Annotated in this window: 20 protein-coding genes and 1 tRNA gene; 12 read left to right on the top strand and 9 right to left on the bottom strand. The window is 54.5% G+C overall.

Features of this window, described 5'->3' with window-relative positions:
- Window positions 1-43: 43 nt before the first annotated feature.
- Window positions 44-1,477: a phospholipase D-like domain-containing protein gene (locus tag AUC45_RS00660; RefSeq protein WP_067596857.1), complete on the top strand. Its 1,434-nt coding sequence runs from the start codon at window positions 44-46 to the stop codon at window positions 1,475-1,477.
- Between the two features lie 18 nt (window positions 1,478-1,495).
- Here AUC45_RS00660 and AUC45_RS15655 read toward each other — a convergent pair whose 3' ends face one another.
- Window positions 1,496-1,636: a hypothetical protein gene (locus tag AUC45_RS15655; protein ID WP_156423705.1), complete on the bottom strand. Its 141-nt coding sequence runs from the start codon at window positions 1,634-1,636 to the stop codon at window positions 1,496-1,498.
- A gap of 230 nt (window positions 1,637-1,866) precedes the next feature.
- Complete coding sequence (locus AUC45_RS00655) at window positions 1,867-2,364, bottom strand: ferritin-like domain-containing protein (RefSeq protein ID WP_067598812.1); 498 nt, start codon at window positions 2,362-2,364, stop codon at window positions 1,867-1,869.
- Window positions 2,365-2,572: 208 nt separating this feature from the next.
- Between AUC45_RS00655 and AUC45_RS00650 the strand changes: the two genes are divergently transcribed.
- From AUC45_RS00650 to AUC45_RS00635, 4 genes are all read left to right on the top strand, one after another.
- On the top strand, window positions 2,573-3,451 hold the full coding sequence (locus AUC45_RS00650) for a mechanosensitive ion channel family protein (RefSeq protein ID WP_067596855.1): 879 nt from the start codon (window positions 2,573-2,575) through the stop codon (window positions 3,449-3,451).
- 88 nt (window positions 3,452-3,539) lie between these two features.
- Window positions 3,540-3,818, top strand: coding sequence for a hypothetical protein (locus AUC45_RS00645; RefSeq protein ID WP_067596853.1), 279 nt, complete (start codon window positions 3,540-3,542; stop codon window positions 3,816-3,818).
- 149 nt (window positions 3,819-3,967) lie between these two features.
- Window positions 3,968-4,408, top strand: coding sequence for a PA2169 family four-helix-bundle protein (locus AUC45_RS00640; protein WP_067596851.1), 441 nt, complete (start codon window positions 3,968-3,970; stop codon window positions 4,406-4,408).
- A gap of 49 nt (window positions 4,409-4,457) precedes the next feature.
- On the top strand, window positions 4,458-4,646 hold the full coding sequence (locus AUC45_RS00635) for a PLDc N-terminal domain-containing protein (RefSeq protein ID WP_067596849.1): 189 nt from the start codon (window positions 4,458-4,460) through the stop codon (window positions 4,644-4,646).
- A gap of 108 nt (window positions 4,647-4,754) precedes the next feature.
- Here AUC45_RS00635 and AUC45_RS00630 read toward each other — a convergent pair whose 3' ends face one another.
- Window positions 4,755-5,525: a sigma-70 family RNA polymerase sigma factor gene (locus AUC45_RS00630; protein ID WP_082700894.1), complete on the bottom strand. Its 771-nt coding sequence runs from the start codon at window positions 5,523-5,525 to the stop codon at window positions 4,755-4,757.
- A 177-nt stretch (window positions 5,526-5,702) separates the two neighbouring features.
- Here AUC45_RS00630 and AUC45_RS00625 point away from each other — a divergent pair, with 177 nt between their 5' ends.
- The gene (locus tag AUC45_RS00625) at window positions 5,703-7,106 is read left to right on the top strand and encodes a mechanosensitive ion channel family protein (RefSeq protein WP_156423704.1); all 1,404 of its coding nucleotides are present in this window, start codon (window positions 5,703-5,705) and stop codon (window positions 7,104-7,106) included.
- A gap of 191 nt (window positions 7,107-7,297) precedes the next feature.
- Here AUC45_RS00625 and AUC45_RS00620 read toward each other — a convergent pair whose 3' ends face one another.
- Window positions 7,298-7,675 (bottom strand): YidH family protein, encoded by a 378-nt coding sequence (locus tag AUC45_RS00620; protein ID WP_067596843.1) that lies wholly within the window; start codon window positions 7,673-7,675, stop codon window positions 7,298-7,300.
- 223 nt (window positions 7,676-7,898) lie between these two features.
- Between AUC45_RS00620 and AUC45_RS00615 the strand changes: the two genes are divergently transcribed.
- The 3 genes from AUC45_RS00615 (at window position 7,899) to AUC45_RS00605 (ending at window position 10,468) form a co-directional block, all read left to right on the top strand.
- Entirely contained in the window at window positions 7,899-8,744 is an 846-nt protein-coding gene (locus AUC45_RS00615) for a formate/nitrite transporter family protein (protein ID WP_067596841.1), read from the top strand.
- A gap of 92 nt (window positions 8,745-8,836) precedes the next feature.
- Window positions 8,837-9,607, top strand: coding sequence for a Crp/Fnr family transcriptional regulator (locus tag AUC45_RS00610; RefSeq protein WP_233998482.1), 771 nt, complete (start codon window positions 8,837-8,839; stop codon window positions 9,605-9,607).
- Between the two features lie 87 nt (window positions 9,608-9,694).
- Entirely contained in the window at window positions 9,695-10,468 is a 774-nt protein-coding gene (locus AUC45_RS00605; RefSeq protein WP_233998481.1) for a Crp/Fnr family transcriptional regulator, read from the top strand.
- A gap of 104 nt (window positions 10,469-10,572) precedes the next feature.
- Here AUC45_RS00605 and AUC45_RS00600 read toward each other — a convergent pair whose 3' ends face one another.
- Window positions 10,573-11,037 carry a hypothetical protein gene (locus AUC45_RS00600; RefSeq protein ID WP_067596837.1) on the bottom strand — a complete coding sequence of 155 codons (465 nt, stop codon included), beginning with the start codon at window positions 11,035-11,037 and terminating at the stop codon, window positions 10,573-10,575.
- Between the two features lie 155 nt (window positions 11,038-11,192).
- Between AUC45_RS00600 and AUC45_RS00595 the strand changes: the two genes are divergently transcribed.
- Together AUC45_RS00595 and AUC45_RS00590 are read left to right on the top strand one after the other, a co-directional pair.
- Entirely contained in the window at window positions 11,193-13,028 is a 1,836-nt protein-coding gene (locus tag AUC45_RS00595; RefSeq protein WP_197409476.1) for a tetratricopeptide repeat protein, read from the top strand.
- A 140-nt stretch (window positions 13,029-13,168) separates the two neighbouring features.
- Entirely contained in the window at window positions 13,169-16,513 is a 3,345-nt protein-coding gene (locus AUC45_RS00590) for an amidohydrolase family protein (protein ID WP_067596833.1), read from the top strand.
- A 100-nt stretch (window positions 16,514-16,613) separates the two neighbouring features.
- Here AUC45_RS00590 and AUC45_RS00585 read toward each other — a convergent pair whose 3' ends face one another.
- Entirely contained in the window at window positions 16,614-17,372 is a 759-nt protein-coding gene (locus tag AUC45_RS00585) for a sterol desaturase family protein (protein ID WP_067596831.1), read from the bottom strand.
- A 98-nt stretch (window positions 17,373-17,470) separates the two neighbouring features.
- On the opposite strand from AUC45_RS00585, the gene AUC45_RS00580 reads away from it, so the two are divergent.
- Window positions 17,471-18,985 (top strand): winged helix-turn-helix domain-containing protein, encoded by a 1,515-nt coding sequence (locus AUC45_RS00580; protein WP_067596829.1) that lies wholly within the window; start codon window positions 17,471-17,473, stop codon window positions 18,983-18,985.
- 79 nt (window positions 18,986-19,064) lie between these two features.
- Here AUC45_RS00580 and AUC45_RS00575 read toward each other — a convergent pair.
- The 3 genes from AUC45_RS00575 to mltG all read right to left on the bottom strand — a co-directional run bounded on the left by AUC45_RS00575 (window position 19,065) and on the right by mltG (window position 20,778).
- Window positions 19,065-19,141 (bottom strand) — tRNA-Met (locus AUC45_RS00575).
- 125 nt (window positions 19,142-19,266) lie between these two features.
- The gene (locus tag AUC45_RS00570) at window positions 19,267-19,797 is read right to left on the bottom strand and encodes a 2'-5' RNA ligase family protein (protein ID WP_067596827.1); all 531 of its coding nucleotides are present in this window, start codon (window positions 19,795-19,797) and stop codon (window positions 19,267-19,269) included.
- Between the two features lie 12 nt (window positions 19,798-19,809).
- Window positions 19,810-20,778: an endolytic transglycosylase MltG gene (mltG, locus tag AUC45_RS00565; protein ID WP_067596825.1), complete on the bottom strand. Its 969-nt coding sequence runs from the start codon at window positions 20,776-20,778 to the stop codon at window positions 19,810-19,812.
- Between the last annotated feature and the right edge of the window lie 2 nt (window positions 20,779-20,780).

The following is a 20,780-nucleotide window of genomic DNA, read 5'->3' as shown; positions in this document are numbered from 1 at the left end:
AGCATTGGGCATTGCCGTCGATGGACAAACACGAGCCGACTGAATGACACTTCTCGAACCTGGCAAAAATTGCTGGACGATAGCGCAGGCCGACACGCTCAGCCTGTTGATCGATGGCGAGAACTATTTCCGCTCCGTACGCCAAGCGATGAAGCAAGCGCGCGAGCGTATCGTTCTGATCGGCTGGGATTTCGATGCGCGCGTCAAGATGTACGACACGCAGCACGAGGTCGAGGGACCGCTTGAGATTGGCGAATACATCGATTGGCTTGTTCGTCGGACACCCGAACTCAACATTTACATTCTTCAATGGGATCTGGCCGCGCTCAAACTTGCGAAGAGAGGTAAAACGCTCCTCCAGGTTGCAAAATGGTTGCCCCATCCGCGTGTGCACTTTGCGTTGGATGGCGCCCATCCAACAGGCGCTGCGCAGCATGAGAAGCTTATTGTTGTCGATGAGGATGTCGCATTTTGCGGCGGTATCGATATTACCGAAGACCGATGGGACACCCGCGAGCATCCCGATGAGGACGAGCGGCGCGAACAACCCAATGATCACGATGCTGGTCCATGGCACGATACATCTGCTCGGCTGACGGGTGATATTGTTAAGAGCCTGTCGCAGCTCGCCGAAGATCGATGGAAAAGAGCGACGGGCGAGGATTTGCCGCAGGTCTGCTCTCAGCGGCATTCGATGTCCGGGAAATCCGACCGAACAACAGCGGCGCCGACGCTGTCCAACGTGAACGTCGCAATAGCACGAACACGGGGTGCAACTGAGGACCAAGACGCAATACGTGAGATCGAAGCGCTCTATTGCGAGGTGATCGAGTCTGCTCAAAAATGGATCTACGTCGAAACGCAGTACTTTACGTCAAAGCGGGTTGCGCGCGCCTTGGCCAATAAGTTGCTTGAAGATGATGGCCCTGAAATCGTCGTCGTGCTTCCCGCAACGTCAGACGGGTGGCTGGAAAGTCAGATGATGGATACGACCCGATCCAGAGTGATCGAGGCTCTACGCAAGATCGACAAACACGGCCGGTTTCAGGCCTATCATCCCGTCACTTCATCCGGAACCGAGATCTACGTTCACGCAAAGATCCTGATCGCAGACGATCGGTTCTTGCATCTGGGTTCATCCAATCTCAGCAATCGATCCATGGGTTTTGATAGCGAATGCGATTTGTGCGTGGACGCAAAAATGGCTCGCAAACCCGATGAGGCGGAGCGAGCGATTGCTGATTGTCGGAATGATTTGCTTGCAGAACACCTTGGCCAAAGTGTCGCTGAGATCGCCGATCATATTCAGCAATCGGGATCAGTCATCCAAACCATCGAGGCTGCGGGCCAAACGGGCCGAAGGCTGCGCGAATACAAGCACCCCGACTTAAATGCGGTCCAGGAATGGCTCGCGACCAACGACATACTCGATCCCGAAGGATCAGAAGAGGAATGGCCGAGCATCAGCTTTGCCTGATGCCCGGCGATTATCGAATTAGCCTGCAGAAATAGCAGTCGGTGATTTCTGCTTTGAGCTGTCTTTGTTGTTTTGAGCTTTGCGCATGACGGCGCGCACGGCGAGAGACACAGCAGCAGATGCGGCAGCGGCCACGACAGACCGAATAACATATTTCATCGGAATTGATCCTTTCGAGCTTGATTGATTGCGAAACACCGGCGCGTGACCACGTGATGATTGTCGTGATTGGCAGGGCGGATCGTCATCACAGTTACACCGCAACTTCACCAGAGTTCCGACAAACAAGGCCTTTCTCTCACCAATGGAAAAGCCGGACCATGCCTAGGCTCGATCCGGCTTTATTTTTGTATTTGGCCACCCACTTTCCTGGGCGCAAGACGTGTGATTTAGGCAGCTGCTGCCTTGTTGATTTCACCGGTCGCAATGCGGGTCATTTCGCGGTCACCGCCATAGGTGTTGTCGAGACACACTTGCAGTTTTGCTGCATCGCTATGAAGGTCAAGACGCTTCGCAAACGCGACGAGGCAGCCATATCCGGCAAGACCATAGTGTGTCATGCGCTGATATTGGGTGATGATCGATGCATCACGAACGTCGTCATCGGTGATGTCCGCATCGAGCGTGTGTGCCCGGGCTTCTTTCACGAGCCCTTCCATGCCCTTACAAAATTCACCGTTCGGATCGGCGTCGTGTGACTTGATGATGGTTTCGAGCGTGTCGATACCTTCCTGAATTCCTTCGACACCATTTGTGAGCGCCTGCTTCAATTCAGAATCAGTCGCTGCGTCACGCATCTTACGCGTCGATTCCAGCGACTGTTTGTCGGCACTGTAAAGGTCTTGAAGTTGGTCGATGTAGAGGTCTTTGAGGGTCGAGATTGTCATAATTACCTTGTTCGGTTGAATGTTATCGTTCGGGGTTTCGATGAAGGCAGCGGATTTAATCGCGCCATCCACTTCGCCTACAAATCCAAACTGCAAACCGTTCCAAAAAAATGATTTTTCTGTATTCGACGCGACGCAGGACATGCATCGCGCTCAACACATATTGAGTGAAATGGAACTTTGAGACCACAACTCTGGTTGTTGTGGCATGACACAACAGAACTCTTCATTCGAACCGATCGCCATCTTGACCAATCAGCTATCAGAGATGGGTCGCGGCGTGATTGCCATGCTTCCGAATATCGCAATCGCAGTCGTTCTTTTAGGCATCACCTGGGCTGTCGCGAGGTTTGCTAGCCAGATCTCCGAGAAAATCACGAAGGGCGCTGATATGCGCCAATCCTTGCGCGAATTGATCGAACTGGCGGTCAAGTTCTCGATCTGGGCCGTGGGCTTGCTGATCTCTGGAACCGTGCTCCTCCCGAACCTCACTTTGAGCAGCATCATTGCCGGGCTTGGCGTGGGAACCGTCGCCATCGGCTTCGCCTTTAAAGACGTATTTGAAAACTTCATGGCCGGCATACTTTTTATGCTGCGCGAAAAGATGCGCATCGGCGATTATATCGGTTGTGATGGCATAGAAGGACGCGTCGAGCAGATTTCCCTTCGCGAAACTCATTTGCGCAAAACTTCGAACGAGCTCGCGGTTGTGCCCAACTCAGTGCTCTTCAAGAATCCCATCGAAATTTTGACCGACAAAGACAAACGCCGCTTTGAACTGATTATTGGCGTTAGCTACGACACCGATCTGGCACGGGCATCTGACATTATAAGCAAAGCAGTCGAAGGTTCTGACGCTATCGATCAGGAAAAACCCATCGACGTCTTCGCGACCGAGTTCAACTCAAGCTCTGTCGACTTTCGTGTCCGTTGGTGGAGCGGCTCTGAAAAGCGTGACGAGCATGTGAGCCGTGATGCAATGATCCGCACGATCAAAAGCGCACTCGATCGCGAAGGTATCGAGATTCCCTATCCGTATCAGACCCATACATTCAAAGAGCCGATGAAACTCGCATCCAACGATTGATCGGCAATGCAGCAATGCCGTCGCCTGGCCAAGTTTCTTGGAACGAAGATCAACTGAAACTCTATCCAATTTTGAAAGGAGCACTTTTATGAAAAACCGTATTTCTATCGCAGCAATCGCGCTCTCCTCCATTGCGCTTGCCGCATGCGACGTTGAGCAGACCGAAGAAGGCGAAATGCCAGAGGTCGACATGTCCGTCGAAGAGGGCAATCTGCCTGAGTATGACGTTGACGCACCTGAGGTGAAAGTCGGCACAACCGAAACTGAAGTTGAAGTTCCCGAGGTAGATGTTTCGACCGACACGGAAACCGTGGACGTGCCAGTCGTTGGGGTCGAACTTGGCGATGTTGACGAAGAGAACAACTAAAAACACCATCTAGGTTACACTTAGGCCTGAAGACGAAGGCGGCTGCCCGATGGGCGGCCGCCTTCTTCGTTTTATCCATTAAATTCAATTATTTGGAACGAATTCGAAGTCCGCCTGTAAGTGGGGTATAAACAGGAAAGGAGCACTTGATGACCCGATCGAATACCACTTCGCTTCAAACAGCACTCAATTACATTTCCGATTCTCAAGAAGGCTATTTGAAAGCATCTGAGACTGTCGAGCGCGGCAGTTTTCGCCGAGCGTTCGCAGCACGTGCCGCTGAGCGTGGATCAATGATCAAAATGATCGACGCTGCCATCCGCGAAAATGGCGGTGAACCCGAGACAGGCGGCACTACCATTGGCGCGATCCACCGCAATCTAATCTCCGTCGTATCGCTCGTTCAAAACGATGAAAAAGCAGCCGTAAAGATGATCGATGATGGCGAGGAACGTCTGCGTGAAAAGATCGCCGATATACTCGAAGACGGCGAACTCTCACCGCGCGATAAGATGATGCTCGAAGCCATCAAGCGCGAACTCGAAGCCGACGCACAGATCCTCGAACGCATGGAAGAGGCGGTCGACTGATACGCGTCGCAAACAACCCCCACCCCAACTTCAAACAAAGGAAATCATCATGGAATATGGAATTATTGGATTACTCGTTCTTGCTCTCAACATCTGGGCATTGTTCAACGTCTGGACATCAGGTTCGTCAATCGCTGCAAAGCTCATCTGGTCGATTGTGATTTTCGCGCTGCCCGTCATCGGTGTAGTGCTGTGGTTGGTCTTTGGCCCCCGCGGCGGAAGCGCAGTCACCGCATAACTCGGTACCCTGGCAGACAATCGATCTTTGATTGATGACCAAACGACAAAACGCCCCGCTCTCCCGATGAAGAGCGGGGCGTTTTGGTTCGTGGAGAACTGAGAGAATTTAAGCCGAACGCTTCAGATTTATTACATCCCCAATTGTACCTCCACTCTCAATCTGAGCGATGGCAGCAACAAATGTGTCAGCAATATCGACGGCGTCAGCAGTATCTTCCAACTGCATTTTCAGCCTTCCGGTTTCGAGAATACCATTGAGCGTCGCCCGGGCGCGTGACGCACGGCTTTTCACGGTTCCAGCTGCACAGCCAAGGATTTCGCCGGCTTGGTCGTAGGTGTGATCGCCCGGCCCTACCAACATCAACGCTTCGAGTTGATCGGTTGGAAGCTCCGACATCGCGCGTTGCAAATCCGCAAGCTCAAACGGGGCAGTTTGTTGAGCTGGTGCGGACAGAATTTGCTCAGCAACATTCTCGTCAAAATCAGCAACGAACTTTTTTCCACGCCGCAATTGATTTAGCCAGGTGTTACGCAGAATTGTAAATGCCCAGCTCAAGAACTTGCTTCCCGGCTTGAACTGATGGCGAGCAGCCCAGGCTTTCATAAGCGTTTCCTGGACAAGATCTTCGGCCATATCTTCACGGGCGCAAAGTCTGAAAGCAAACCGCCGAAGCGCGTCTTGCGATTCCACCATTTGCTTCTTGAAAGAACGGGCTGAAACAGACTTTCTGCGCTTAGCTTTGTCGGCTGGCCACGGATTTTTAGGTCCGGCTTCCGGACCTTTTTTCGCGATCGACGATACTTCAGAGAATTGAGAGATAGTCGCAGGCACAGCGTTAGAACTGGCAGCTTGCGAGGTTACAGGTTTGGTCTGCATCAAGGCCTCCGGGCCGTTATGTGTTTTTGCGGAATGCCATTATGGAATGGCTGCATTTTATGCAGGTTCCCAAATTAATGCTGCGCAGTTTGGGCTCTATTTGAAAGAATTTGGCGTCGCTATAGCCGCGCATGACCTTACGTGCGGAAAAGTCATTAAGACGTTAGGACAGGATCAGTGACGAGAATATCTCTGGGAATGAAAGCCTTACTCGCCAGCCTAGCTGCGCTTATGATGGGGAACGGATTATTCGCACAGGACGAAACGAGCGCCGACGAGGCTCAATCTGATCCGATCGAAATCACAGTTCCAGAGATCGGCAGCGAAGAGACGATTGCGGAAGAACGCGATCAACTCGACGAATTGATTACGCAGCGCCTGCGCGCGATCTATGACGAGATCGAAGGCCTAGAAGGTGTCTCGGTAAAGGCGCAATCGGGTGTCGTCACATTAAGCGGCGAAGTCGCCAACAGCCAGGCAGCAGAAGACGCGATCGCCCTTGCCGAGCGTGTAGACGGCGTCATCCTAGTGCGCGATTCCATCGAACGGTTGAGGGACATTGAAAGTAACATTTCACCCGCTGTCGAAGGACTGTCCGACACTGTCGATGCCGCCATAGCCGGCTTGCCTCTTTTGGGTGTCGCGTTTGGCGTTTTCTTTTTCATCGCGCTGATTGGCCACCTCCTCGCCCGCTGGAGTTCGCTGTGGCGGACAATTCTGCCCAATGTTTTCCTTGCCGAACTGGTGTCGCAGGCGGTCAGAGTGATCGCATTTATCGCCGGGTTGGTTGTCGCCTTAAATCTGCTTGGCGCAAACACACTTATGGGTACCATACTGGGCGGTGCAGGCGTCATTGGTATCGCTATCGGTTTTGCAGTGCGCGACACACTCGAAAATTATGTCGCATCAATCATGCTGAGCCTTCGCCAGCCATTTCGATCAAACGATCACGTGCTCATCGGCGATCATGAAGGCGTCGTAATTCGGCTTACCTCACGCGCAACAATCCTGATGACGATGGAGGGCAATCATCTACGCATCCCCAATGCCGACGTGTTTAAGGGTGTCATTCTCAACTACACCCGCAATCCAGAGCGCAGGTTTGACTTTACGCTAGGCGTCGACGCGGAAGATGACCCTGCAAGCGGTATGGAAACGGGCGTTGCAGCGCTGAAGGAGCTTCCCTTCCTCCTTGAGGACCGACCACCTTTCGCAGCGATTGAGGAAGTCGGCGATTCCAGCATCATTATCCGCTTCCATGGCTGGATTGATCAGACCGAAGCTGACTTTTTGAAGGCCCGGAGCCTTGCCATCAGAGCCGCCAAAGATGCGCTGGAAGCTGATGGCTTCACCTTGCCCGAACCGATCTATCGTTTGCGGTTTGACCAGAGCGGAGTGCCTGTTTCGAAGGCGCAGAAACCATCGGTGAAAGACGAAGGCAAAACCGCGGGTCCTGCGCCAACCGATGGAGATATCGCGACAGATGTAAGCCCGGATGAGTACATCACTCAGACCGTTGAAAAGGAGAGATCGCAAGGCGGCGAAGACGACTTGCTCGACGGTTCGCGCCCAATTGAATGAGCAGAGCTTTACCAAGCCTTTAGTAAGTCGGCTTTGTCCTACGTAATTTACCAAAAAGTGGTTGCCGCCGCCGGGCGCACATTGATGCGAAACAATCGATCTGGCTGTAATCCGCTTTCATTGGTGTCATTCATTGGGAGGGTTTTCCCGTCCATTTGTTTTTGAAAGTTGGACTGGCGATTGGCCTGCAATCACATCAGGAACCAGATCGCCATCAAGAGAAGCGCAGATGCGAGCGACATCAGGCCCGCAATCAATCGCATATTGAGCGTCTCGATTGGTTTGATCTCGTGCGAATCCATCCTCTGGATGACCTGACAAGATTTTCGCTGCGCGATGTAGAAGATCATGATCCCCACAAAGACAAAAAGCGACGCGATTGAGCGCGCGATCCAAGCTGGGTCAATTTTCGTGAAAACAGCATTGAAAGCGAGACCGATACCCACCGTTGCAAGGCCAGTCCGCATCCAGCCAGCAAACGTGCGCTCATTGGCAAGGATGGTTCTGTCCTCAGCGAGATCGGTTCTTGTTTCGCTCTCTGTGTTTCCTGAATCTCCTGCACTGGACATACACACTCAACACGCGGGGCTGCTTGTTGGTTCAAATTTGCGCGTCCTTCGAGCACTTCTCAGCGTCCGCATCTGCCCCTGCCCAGGAACCGCGACCGGACAAAACCGTATCTGCAAGACAGTTTGGATGGGGAGAATGTGGGGCTTCACGCGGCAATGCCGCGATACCCTCCGCCTCATGAGATTCGAATTAGAGAAGCAAGTATGAGCAAAGCGACGCCGCATGGAGAATGACGATCTGATCGGCCCCTCCTCAGAGGACGAGCTCGAAAAAGTAGAACAACCCACCTCCCCCGAAATCTACATTGAGATTGCGCGGGAGGGGATTGAAGAGATGAGCCGTCCAACGCTCTCTCTGTTTTGGTCAGCTGTTGCTGCGGGAATTCTCGTCAGCTTTTCGTTTGTCGCAAAAGCGGTGTTGCACGCCGATGTCGGCGACATGCCGCTGGGCCACGCAATTGAAAGCCTGGGCTACACGATCGGTTTCATCCTCGTGATCTTTTGCCGACTGCAACTGTTCACCGAGAATACGATCACGCCGGTTCTGCCAGCCATCGCGGCACCCTCCTCGTCCAATTTCCTGAACATGGGCCGGGTTTGGGGAATAAGCCTCGTCGCAAACTTCATCGGCACAGCCATTATGGCGTGGCTGTTCATGTCGACGCCGATTGTCACACCCGAAACGCTGGAGGCTATGATTGCGATCAGCAAGAAAGTCGAAAGCCTCTCGTTCGCGGAGTCGCTCGCGAGAGGAATGCCATCGGGGCTGCTGATCGCCGCGCTCGTGTGGATGCGACCAAGCTCTGGGAACAACTTTCTATGGCTTGTTTTCCTGATGACTTACGTAATTGCTGTGGGCGATTTCACGCACGTTGTGGTGGGATCTTGCGAAATTTTCCTATTGGCATGGCGCGGCGATCACAGCCTCATGGCAATGGGTCTAGACAATATCCTGCCAACGCTGCTCGGCAATGTCATCGGCGGCACCGCTCTTTTCGCACTGCTCGCTTGGGCACAGGTCAAGAATGAGCTTAAAGACACCATCAGGCGTCTGCGCTCTCAGCGGTAATCTCTTCCCAAAACTAACATTGGTTCAAGATATCGCGCCGCGGGCCACAACCTGCTACGCGGTCCATCGAATCTGAGGGAGAGGGGACGTTGTTGCCGGGCACAATCACACATGAACTCGCACGTTTCCCAAACACTGGCCGCTTCCTTGCAGGCCGATTGCGCCACGATATGTCCGAGGTTGAAAAACGCATCTTGGAGGATGCGATCTACGAAGTGGCCGTTTTGGACAAGCCCAAGCGCATTCTTGAACATGGCAAAGTCTACGATCACTCGACAATGCTGATTGAAGGGTTCGTGCTGCGTACCATTGATGGCGAAGAAAACAGGTACGGTGTCAGCTTTCACGTGCCCGGAGACTTTGTCGATTTGCATTGCTTTGCGCTCAAGCGTCTCGACCACAACATCGATACGATTGGAGAGGTGAAAGTTGGATACGTGCCGCATAAAAAGCTGCGCGAGATCATGGCAGATCACCCTCACCTCGCGCGCCTACTATGGTTTTCGACACTGCTTGATGCGGCAATGCACCGCGAATGGGTGATGAAGCTTGAACAGCTCACGACTGCACGGCGGCTAGCGCACATCTTTTCCGAAATCTGGTGCAGGCTCCGAATGGTCGAATTGGGTGATGAGACGGGGTTCGAAACCCCTCTAACCCAGTCGGATTTGGCCGATATGTGCGGTGCTACATCCATTCACGTCAATCGCGCTCTCAAGGAATTGCGTGAGAAGGACATCGCGCAATTCGAGCGCGGACGTGTCACCATTCGTGACAAGAGGCAGCTCGAGGAATTTGGATGTTTCCAGGCCGACTATCTCTACGGCGAAGGCGCGATCCACCTTCGTGAGGGCTATGCTTAACCTAGATTAAGTTGCTCAAAAAAAACGACGCGAAGCTAACATCTGTCAATAGACTGCGTTGGAAAACGGGCTCTATGTCCAGCGCGTATGTTGACACCACCAGAAGCCTCAAGTGAAATTGCGTTTCCGCAGACCGCCAATTTCTTGGCGGGCAGGCTGCGCAAGCATCTTGAGCACGATGATCTGCAATACGTGGAGAGCCTGATCGACGGCACCCTCTCTCTTCCCGCGCGTGAAACCCTTGTCGAGCGCGGTCAGCGGACTGATGTAAGCAGCATTCTCATCTCAGGCTTTATGTTTCGTACGATCGAAACAAGCGATCGCCGGTACATCGTCGGCGTGCATCTGCCGGGTGACTTCGTCGATCTGCACGGATTCGCACTGAAACGGCTCGATCATTCAGTCGTGGCGGTTGATGATGTGAAGATAGGGATCGTGCGCCACGCCACACTTGAAGGCGTGATGCAGGAAAGACCGAAAATCGCGCGTGCCTTATGGTTTGCAACGCTGCTTGATGCATCGATCCACCGCAAATGGATACAAATGCTTGAACGGCTCGATGCGCCCCGGCGAATTGCGCATATCTATTGCGAGCTCCAAACGCGCCTGGAGCTGACAAATCGCGCGAGCGAGCGGGCCCTTCGCACACCGTTCACGCAGCAAGACATCGCCGATATGTGCGGAGTTAGCCCGATCCATGCCAATCGAGCGGTGAGCAAGATCAGAGAATTGGAACTTGCAGAGATCCGCCGCGGGACACTCTACACCGATAACTGGGACGCACTGCGCGAATACGCCGACTTCGATCCAAGCTATCTCTACGGCGATGGCCCGCTCAATTTGAACGAGGGCTGGGACTAGTTCGCTTCGTAAAAGGAACGGCCCCAGCAGATAAAGGGTCGCAACACAGCCTGCCGGGGCCGTAAGACCGGCGCTCTTGCGCTCGGCACGAGCCGAAGGGTTCTTCAGTCTTCGATGAGCTTCACTTCGCGAAGCAGCGCTACGCTCTGAATTTTGCGGATCTTGTTATAGAGTTCGAGAACCGTTTTGTTGCCTTGGTCGATATTGGCTTTGCCGAATGCCTCCAAGAAATTCATGTAGCGTTCCTTGTTCGGCTGCAGCATTTCCCCGCTCGGAAAGCTCACCCTCAGCACCATATTATATTCTTCCTTGTACGGAACCATGTAGATGCCGAAGCTGGAAATGACGCCCTGCTCTTGCTGGATCTTGTTCGCGGCAACCCAGGTGGATTTGAGACCTTCAACATAGGTTTCTTCCTGCCCCTGATCGACTTTCACGAAAGTCAGTTCAGTCACCTCTTCGGCCGGCTCCCAATTTTCATAGATTTCCATCTGAGCGGCAGCTGGCGCGGCCATAGGTAGCGTTACAGCCACCACGGCAGCAGCAAGCATTTTATTGAATTTCTTCATGATATTTCCCCTCTGTACAATCCAGAACGCCGCCCTGCCATCAAGCCGCTAACCTCGTCCTGTGGGAAAGGTGAGGGAAATGTGAGGGGATTGAAGAATTGGCGGATTTCCGTATGATTGACGTTGCGGAAACTGCTGCTGTCAGGGGGGCAATCGTGGAAGCATTTTCGGTGGGACAGTGCCGTGTGACCCCGGCTTTGAACGCCATTGCATGCGGCGATGACAGTGTTTCACTCGAACCCAAAGTGATGGCGGTTCTGGTCGGCCTCCAAAGGCGCGAAGGCGAAGTTGTTGAGCGCATTACTCTACTTGATGAAATCTGGAATGACGACGAAGCTGCCGATGACAGCCTGACGCGCGCTATTTCTCTGCTGCGAAAGGCCTTGGGCAATTTTGATGACGCCTCTTGCATCGAGACCATTCCCAAACGGGGGTACCGGCTAAAGCCAACGCAGACCCTTGCCGTTCCAGAGATGTCAGCATCGAAGCTCGCGCGGTCCATTGCAGTGTTGCCATTTGCCGACCTCAGCCCGCACAGCGATCAGGGGCATTTTGCCGACGGTATGGCGGAGGAAATTCTCAACGCTCTTACCCACATGCCCAATGTAACCGTGATTGGCAGAACGTCATCTTTCGCGGTCGACACCAGCACTAAGACAGCTCAGCAAATCGGCGCGCTTTTGAATGTTGGCTACCTTCTCGAAGGCTCGCTTCGCAAGTCTGAGAGCGACGTGCGGATTACTGCAAAGCTGGTGCGATCAAGCAATGGCGAACAGCTTTGGTCGGAAACATACGATGGTGTGATTTCTGATATTTTCGAATTTCAGGATCTCATTGCGAAATCCATTTCGCATCAATTGGCAGGAATACTGGGCGTCGAAACGACGCCGCTTCCAATTGCCAAGCTTACTCGCTCGCCCGAGGCATACGCGCTCTTTCTGCAAGGCCGCAAACTCGTTCATCGGCTAAATGGACAGACAACGATTCCAAGCGGGATCGATCTCCTGGAACAGGCCGTAATCATCGATCCGGAGTTTGCAGATGCGCATGCATGGCTCGCCTTGGCGCATTTCATCCTGCCAGAGTTCTCCCGCACGCCGGAATGGAAGAAGCATTTTGATTACAGCGATGCAGCGCTCAATCATGCCCTCGCACTAAACCCGCAATGCAGCATGGCGTTGCTTGTAAAAGCCATGAGAGCCGCACATCGTGGGAAGCTTGATGATGCGCTCGAGATTTTTGAAGAAGCCGTCACGCTCGATCCCAACAATGTAGAAACAATGGCTGGCTTTGGGCTCGGTCTGATGTCGGTGGGACTTCACGATCAGGCTCGCCCGTATTGGGAGCGCATTCTGGAGAAAGATCCTTTGTGCGGGATCTGGCATACGACCTATGGCGGCCTGCTGCTGACGATTGGCGAGTTTGAAGAAGCAGAGGCCGCGTTTCGTCGCTCGTTTGAGCTAGGTTTTGGTGCAGCCGCCTTTGGTGTTTCGCATCGCATGGCCGAACGCGGCGCTGCTGATGCGGCGATCGAATTCATGGAAGCCAACTTTGATGGCCTCGCCCCGATCGAGCAGGCCGAACTTCGCTGGCCCGTGGTCCGCCGCCTCGTATACCGGGCGTATCTCAAGAAAGCGCCAGTGGCGAAGCTGATAGTGAGCGCGGCTCTCAAAAGCAGACTGAACAATCCCAAAGCGCAGCCCACAGCAGCTTCTGTGATCGGCTTTCTCTTTCTTGGCGATGCGGCATCTTACATGCAGAACATTCTCGACAAGCCAAACCCCTATGTCGGCTATTGTATCGCGCGCATCTGGGAGCCGACACTCGAATCCGAAAGCGTTCGGGCGCACAAGGATTTCGGAGCGTTTGCAGAACGCCTGGGGCTTACGCGCGTCTGGGCAAAACGAGGCTGGCCAACGAGCTTAATGGGGCCTGCCCCAAGCAGAACTGCGAACCTCTTCGAAAGCTCTGCGACACAACTTACTGGTTGAGCTTTAGCCTTTGTCCAGTGCCTGCCACCTACGCGGCTAAACTCTTGCGCAAGCTCGCCAATTTACCAGACGCGCCTCGTGACAATTCTCATTGCCAATTCTAGAAGCATGGCTCGGGGTCCGACACGGGAGATACTTACATGCGTCACTTCACCACGCGCCGCTTTGTGGCGGCTTTGCTAACGGGTTCATTTCTGGCGAGCGCCGGCGTTGCCCTTGCAAATGATCAGGATGGTGAGGACACTGAGGAATGGGATGTCGAAGCACCTAAAGGCGCGACGATCAAGCAAGTCCCCATCCAAACCGATGAAGGCACTTGGATGGATGTCGATGTCTCCCCCGATGGCCAGACCGTCGTGTTCACAATGTTGGGCGACATCTACACACTTCCAATCACTGGTGGCAGCGCTCGCCGAATTTCCGAGGGCATGGCGTGGGAAGTGCACCCTCGCTTTTCGCCCGACGGCTCGCGTATTGCCTTCACATCCGATCGCGGCGGCGGTGACAACATCTGGATCATGAATGCAGACGGTTCAGACAAACGCCAACTTACCGAAGAAAGCTTCCGCCTGCTCAATCAACCAACTTGGTCGCCCGATGGTCGTTTCATTGCTGCCAAGAAACACTTCACGACTCAGCGTTCGCTCGGCACTGGCGAGATCTGGATGTACCATGTTTCTGGCGGCGGCGGAGTGCAAGTGGTGGAGCGCCGCGATGAGGCTCTCCAAAAAGAGCTGGGCGAGCCGATCTTCGCACCTGATGGCAAAGCTATTTATTACACTCGCAACACAACCGGCGGAAACACTTTCATTTACGCACAGGATTCCAATTCTGGCATCTTCGCGATTGAGAAACACGATCTAGAGACCGGCGAAGTGACCACTGCGGTCGATGGCTATGGTGGTGCAGTCCGCCCTGCCCCCTCGCCCGATGGAACTGAAATCGCGTTCGTCCGACGCGACAAGGATACTTCCCAGCTCTGGACCAAAGACATCGCCAGCGGTCGCGAGCGGATGATCTATGATGCGCTCGATCTCGACGTACAGGAAACCTGGGCCGTCACCGGTGTCTATCCAAACATGGATTGGACGCCTGACAGCCGTAGCATTGTTTTCTGGGCAGGCGGGAAATTGAATAGGGTGGATCGCGATGGGTCAAACCATGCTGTCATCCCTTTCAGCATCAACGACACACGCGGCATTGCCGATGCGCCGCACCCAGCGATTGAAGTCTCCCCTGAACGCTTTGCCACGAAGATGGCAAAGTTCGGTACGCTATCGCCCGATGGCACTCGAGTTGTGTTTGAAACACTGGGCAAACTAAACATCAAATCTGCACGCGGACGCGATGGTGCGCGGCCGATGACAGGGGATAGCAGCGACGCAATTGAGGCCTATCCCGCATTCAGCCGTGATGGATCAAAGCTCGCATTTGTTCGGTGGACAGATGACGGATTGGGCCAGGTCATGGTTGCCAATGCCAATGGGCGCAATGCGCGGGTGGTATCGAAACTACCCGGCCATTACGCCAATCTCGCCTGGTCGCCCGATGGCCGCATGATCGCTTATGAAAAGCGCACCGGCGGTTATCTGACGGCTCCCGAACAGTCCGAAAACCCCGGCATCTACCTCCAGCCCGCCAATGGCGGTGATCCAGTATTGGTGACCCGCTCAGGCTCTACGCCGCAATTCGGCGCGGCCAACGATCGCATATTCATGATCGATCAGTCCGGCGATAAGTTGGCGCTAATGTCAGCCGATCTGGACGGTGAGAAGCGTCGAACCCATGCAACCGGCAGTCTGGTGAACGACTTCCGCATTGCGCCTGATGGCAAGACGATTGCCTTTCGACAAAACTACGAAGTGTTCGCCATGCCCGTTATTCCGGGTGGCAAACCGGTAGACGTTAATGAAGACAAAGGGCCGGTGCCGATCACTAAAGTCTCTGATGGCGGTGGCGATTTCATGGGCTGGGCACGCGGCGGAGAGACATTGTTCTGGTCTCTCGGTCCTGATCTCAAGCAGGCGCAAGTGAGCGACTTCTTCCGTTCCGCCCCTAAGAATGACGACGATGAAGGCGGCTACGAAACGCCTGACAGCGCAATTTCGATGGCGGTGACGGTTAATAAAGCCGCACCCACGGGCACAGTCGTCATCACAGGCGCGAAAGTGCTTACCATGGCGGCTGGTCTCGATAAGGAAGATGCAGGCGTCATTGAAAACGGCGTGATCGTCATTGAAGGCGATCGGATCGCTGCCATCGGCGCTGCGGATCAAATCGCGATCCCTCAAGGTGCAACCACGATTGATGCCAGTGGCAAAATCGTGATGCCCGGTTTTGTCGATGCGCACCATCACGGTCCGCATGGCACTGATGAGCTGATCCCGCAGCAGAACTGGAGCCTCGTCCAGGACCTGGCCTTGGGCACAACAACCACGCACAACCCCTCGAGCGATGCGAGCCTGATCTTCGCTTCCGCAGAGCGACAACAGGCGGGCACACTTCTCGCACCTCGCATCTTCTCGACCGGTGAAATCGTTTACGGCGCCAAAGCACCCAGCGTTTATGCGCGGATCGACAGCTATGAAGATGCCCTAGCGCATGTTCGCCGAATCAAAGCGCAGGGCGGTATCTCGATCAAGAACTACAACCAACCCCGCCGCGAACAACGTCAGATGGTCGCTCGCGCTTCGGCCGAAGAGAATATGCTTGTGGTCGCGGAAGGTGGCTCACTGTTCGGAATGGATATGAATCTGATCGCCGATGGGAATTCGACGATGGAGCACAACGTTCCAGGTGATGTTTTTTACGAAGATGTGCTGCAATTCTTTGGCCAGTCCAACACTAATTATACGCCCACTTTGGCCGTGACTTACGGCGGGCTGGCGGGTGATCCCTATTGGCGGCAAGCAACCGACGTTTACGATCATCCCCTCATGATCCATACGCCGCCCAAGGCCCTGCTCGCCAGCACTGCGCGGCGCACAAAGGCACCTGAATGGGCGTTCGTTGATGACAACGCGGCGCGCGAGGCGAAGAAAATCTCTGATCGCGGCATCAAAGTCTCGATCGGCGCGCATGGCCAACAGCCTGGCATTGGAGCACACTGGGAAATCTGGAGCTTTGCTCGCGGCGGTTTCAGCGCGGTCGAAGCGCTCAAGACCGCAACCATCTATCCCGCACAATCGCTAGGCATGGAAAAGGATGTTGGCAGCCTGGAAGTTGGCAAGCTCGCCGATCTGTTGGTGCTCACCGCTGACCCCACCGCAAACGTGCGCGACAGCGACAAGATCGAAAGCGTAATGCTGGGCGGTCGCATGTATGACGCAAAGACCATGGCCGAAGTCGCGACAGGCGATGGCGGCAGGCGCGCCTATTGGTGGGAAGCTGGTCAAGGCGGCAGTGCCGGCGGCTCAGAGCAAGCGACGCACTCTGGAGGCGGCCACAATCACGGCGACGGCGATGGAGACAGCCACTCGAACTGAGAATGCAATGGGGTGGACTAAACCACCCCGCCGCCACTTAGTGCTGTCCCTTTCGAATTCCCGGCATCGCTCAAAACGAGCGATCGGACACGACTATTGATTAATCGTGCGAAGCGACTTTTTCACGTTTTGCCGGCGGGGTGTCAATCCTTCGACCAAGCAGCAGATCAACCACACGGTCTGCACCGCCATCGACAATACCAGCCTTTTGTGGGGCCTTCGTCGGATTGCGATAGGTCCCGAATAGCATGTCGAACCACGGAAGATCAGCGTAGTTATAACGATGGACGTCGCGCTCGTGATGGACTGCGTGCATCTCTGGCCGCGAGATAAAATAGCCCAGCCAGCGCGGTGTTGAGATGTTTGCGTGGGTGAACATAGCCATGAAGCTTCCGATCAGATTGATCGCAATGCCCGCTTCAACCGAAATTCCGAAGACGCCGACAAAAACGAGGCTGCCCAAAAGCGCCCAGCCAGCCATGTCGATCGGGTGGAACCAGTATGCTCCCCAGATGTCGACACGCTCTGCGGAATGATGTGTCTGATGGACATAACGCCACAGCAGATCGGATTCGTGCATTGAGCGGTGCCACAGGTACATTCCGAAGTTAAAAAGAACATATCCGCCACCAATCTGGGCCCACAGCGGGAACTGTGATGCATCAAGAAGTGTATGCTCCGCTAGCAGGCCGTCCCACAGAATAGGCGCAGTGAATGCAATCGCGTAGTAGAGGGCAAAACCGATCAATCCTCTGACCTTCCAGAGCTTTTGATCTGGCTGCGGACGTGCCGGTGCCACGCGATCAAGAATGGCGAATATGGCAAACATGCCGATAAGGCAGGCAATGAAAACAAGCATTGATTGATCCTTCGATAAGGGGGGTGTCTCGCCCTTTGTTGCCCGCAACCCGAGGGATCGATAGGTTCTGGAACCGATGATTTTCCGATGAAGGTCCGATGACCATTGAGCTTGCAAAGACAGACTCGTTTTCGCTCGCAGAACTGCGGGTTCAGCCACGGCTGTTGAATGTTGAAAAAGGCGATCAGACGGTCGCGCTAGAACCCCGCGTCATGCAGGTATTCGTCTTGCTGGCCCGACATACCGGTGATGCTGTCGACCGGGATACCTTGATTGAGGAATGCTGGGGCGGTGTCATTGTCGGTGATGATGCGATCCAAAGGTGCATCGGCCGATTGCGAAGACTTGCAGCCCAGCTTGGTGGCTTTGAAATCGAGACGATCCCCAAAATTGGCTATCGCTTGGTCTCCCAGGGACAGGACATACCCGATGGCTCTGTAAGCCGCAGTCCGACAGATGGTCCTGCAAAACCGGTTGTGAGCCTTTCCCTTCCCAGTTTCATCGGCCAATCTGAAAAGGGCAAGACACTTTCTTTGCTTCTTTCTTCCGACGTGTCCGCGGCATTATCGCTCAATCGCGAGTTGATCGTACTCGCGCCAAACTCCGATCAGTCGCCTGAATTCCTCGTCGGTCTGGAATTGCGTGAGATTGAGGATCAGCTTCGGGTGCATTGTTCGATGACTGAAATTGCATCTGGAAGGATCTTATGGTCGGACGTCATCTATTGCCCTGCCCGGCCGCTGTTATCGACCGGCATTCCGGCTCATGAACTTGTTGTCGACTTGGCTTCGCGGTTCAGCACCATTGTAATCCGCGAAGTGACCGAGAGTTCGCTCGCACTCGATAAAGCCCAATCGGCCTGGCAGGCGGTCGTGCGTGCCAACGCCGCCTATCAGCAGATTGACTTGGCCAGCCTTGCTAGGGCCATTGAAGAGGCGCGTGCGGCAGTATCCATGGAGCCGAGGTATGCTGCCGCCCATGCCGCGCTCGCCAATGCATTGGCTGCACATTACGAGCTTGGCGGAGCGCAACGCGAAGAAGAGGCCGAAGAGGCACGGAAACACTGCGACATTGCGCTTGCGCTTGCTCCTGAAGACGCAAATGTGCTCGCCTGGATTTCCCAAGCATTGCTTATGATCACACGTCCAGCCGAAGGCATGTCGTTGGCGAAAAAGGCAGTCGAGCTTGCGCCCTGGCATCCAATCGCGCACCTCTACTTAGCACGGCACTACCTGCACCAAGGCTTGCCTGCAGAGGCCGAGCAGGCGCTGGATGATCATTCCCGCGTTGCCCCTCTCTTTCCATGGAAATACTTTCCAGAGCTCAATCGCGGTATTGCGCGCTTCATGCTCGGCGATCTGGACGGAGCACAAAAGCATCTTGAAGAGGCGGCGAGCCTGAATCCTCGCTATCCTTACAGCTGGATTTCCTTGATGGTGTTAGGTGCATTGCAGCAAGACAATGATCTGATGCGCAACTCGGCACGCCGTTTGCGACAGATTGACGGGAATGATGATCTCGAATTGCAGCTTGCTAGGCTAGCGCATTCATACCCCGATCCATCACAGGCCGCGCTGGTGCAAGCAGCATTCAAGACGGCCTGGACAGCGTGAAGATCACTTCATTAGCCCAAGGCAAGGATGCAGTTTGGACTTACATCATTTAACCAGCAGGCTATTCAACCAATGAGATTGGTAGCGGAGGAGGGACTTGAACCCCCGACACGCGGATTATGATTCCGCTGCTCTAACCACCTGAGCTACTCCGCCCCATACCTGCCATTTCAAAGGGCTGACAGGAGCAATTGCCGCGGGCTTAGCCGCAGGCGAGCAGCGCACATAGGGCGGCCATTATCCGGGGTCAACCATTTGTGCGCGACCCTCGAAGAATGTCACTACAATTGCTCTTTTCCTCTGAAGACCTGCCGCTTTACCAGCTCCCATGGGCCGTCCTTGTAAAGGTGCAATTCAAGGGACGGGAAGACAAAGGGTCCCGCGTCTTGTTTCAGCTCAATCTCCAGCGCGAGAGCTCGCTGCAGTTCGCGCGCTTCGCGTTTTGTGACCTTGTTCTGGATAGTGATATGTGGGCGAGGCTCGTATAGGTCCTGATCTGTTAGACTGCCGTGGAAATGTTCCGCAATCATTTCGCGAAGAGCGAGTAATGGTTCAGCGGACAAGGCGATGGCGGTGCCTGTGCCAAGGTCCATGATGCCGCTCACTTGCCCAACGGGCGGCGCGAATTCGGCAGTGATGCGCGGCAAAAAAGTCTTGAGTTCATCCAGCAGCGATGGTGCGAAAGAGTGGAACATCGTCACATGCGCAAGGAGGTGGTTGCGCTCTGGCGGGTAGTGCGCGCGGCGCAGCCCGTCTGCCCAGCCCTGTACTTCGGGCGGTAAGGCAGCTGTTAGGATAAATGGGCGAGCCACAGGGTAGCGGACCTACATCTCGCCGCGTTCTCTGCGCAGCTGATACCAACGCTCAACCGCTTCTTGATGGCCTGAGATAGTGGTGTTGAATTCGTGTCCGCCCGTCCCATCGGCTACCATGAACAGCGCATCTGTCGCCTCAGGATTGAGCACTGCGGCAATGCTTTCACGCCCCGGATTGGTGATCGGTCCTTCGGGCAGCCCTGTCCGCGTATAGGTGTTGTATCCATTGACCGACGCGATTTCGGATTGGCGGATGCGGCGGCCTAACGGTTTGCCCTGCGTGATGGGATAGATGATTGTGGGGTCAGCCTGCAGCATCATGCCTGTTTTCAGTCGGTTTGAATAAAGTCCTGCGATCATGCGTCGCTCTGACGGTTTGCCCGTTTCTTTCTCGACGATAGAGGCGAGGATCAAAGCCTCTTTGAGCGTATCAACAGCGATATCGGGTTTGCGATTGGCCCAAGCCTCTGCAAGGTATTCATCCATAGCCGCCTGCATCTGCTCAACCAGCGAAGCGCGCGATTGGCCGCGGACATAGGAATAAGTGTCTGGTAGCACCGACCCTTCGAGTGGGACGTCCACTTCTCCAGTGAGAAATTCCTCCGCCATCAGTCGTTCAGCAACCAGAATAGACGGCATGCCCTCGGGGATCGTCACAAATCGCCGTACGACATCACCTGATTGAAACAGGGCGAGGATATCGCCCTGGCTCATTTCAGGTTTCAGCTCAAATTCGCCTGCCTTGATAGGCTCTGATGATCCAAACAGGCGCGCGTTCATGATGAAGCCATCGGCGGAAGCAATGTGTCCCTGCTCCTCCAGATCGCGCGCTACCGAAGTGACAGATGCGCCGTCGGGAATGATGAATGACGTCTCCTGCTTGATGGTTGCCGCGCCCAGATACAAGCTGCCCATGTAGAGCGCGCCTGCGACCATAACCACAAGCGCAATCCCGGCGATCAGACCGAGACGTTTCATCG

It is taken from the genome of Erythrobacter sp. YT30, assembly GCF_001542875.1.
Taxonomy (GTDB): Bacteria; Pseudomonadota; Alphaproteobacteria; order Sphingomonadales; family Sphingomonadaceae; genus Erythrobacter.
Note: the sequence above shows the minus strand (reverse complement) of the source record. Positions and strands in the feature narration are given on the sequence as shown.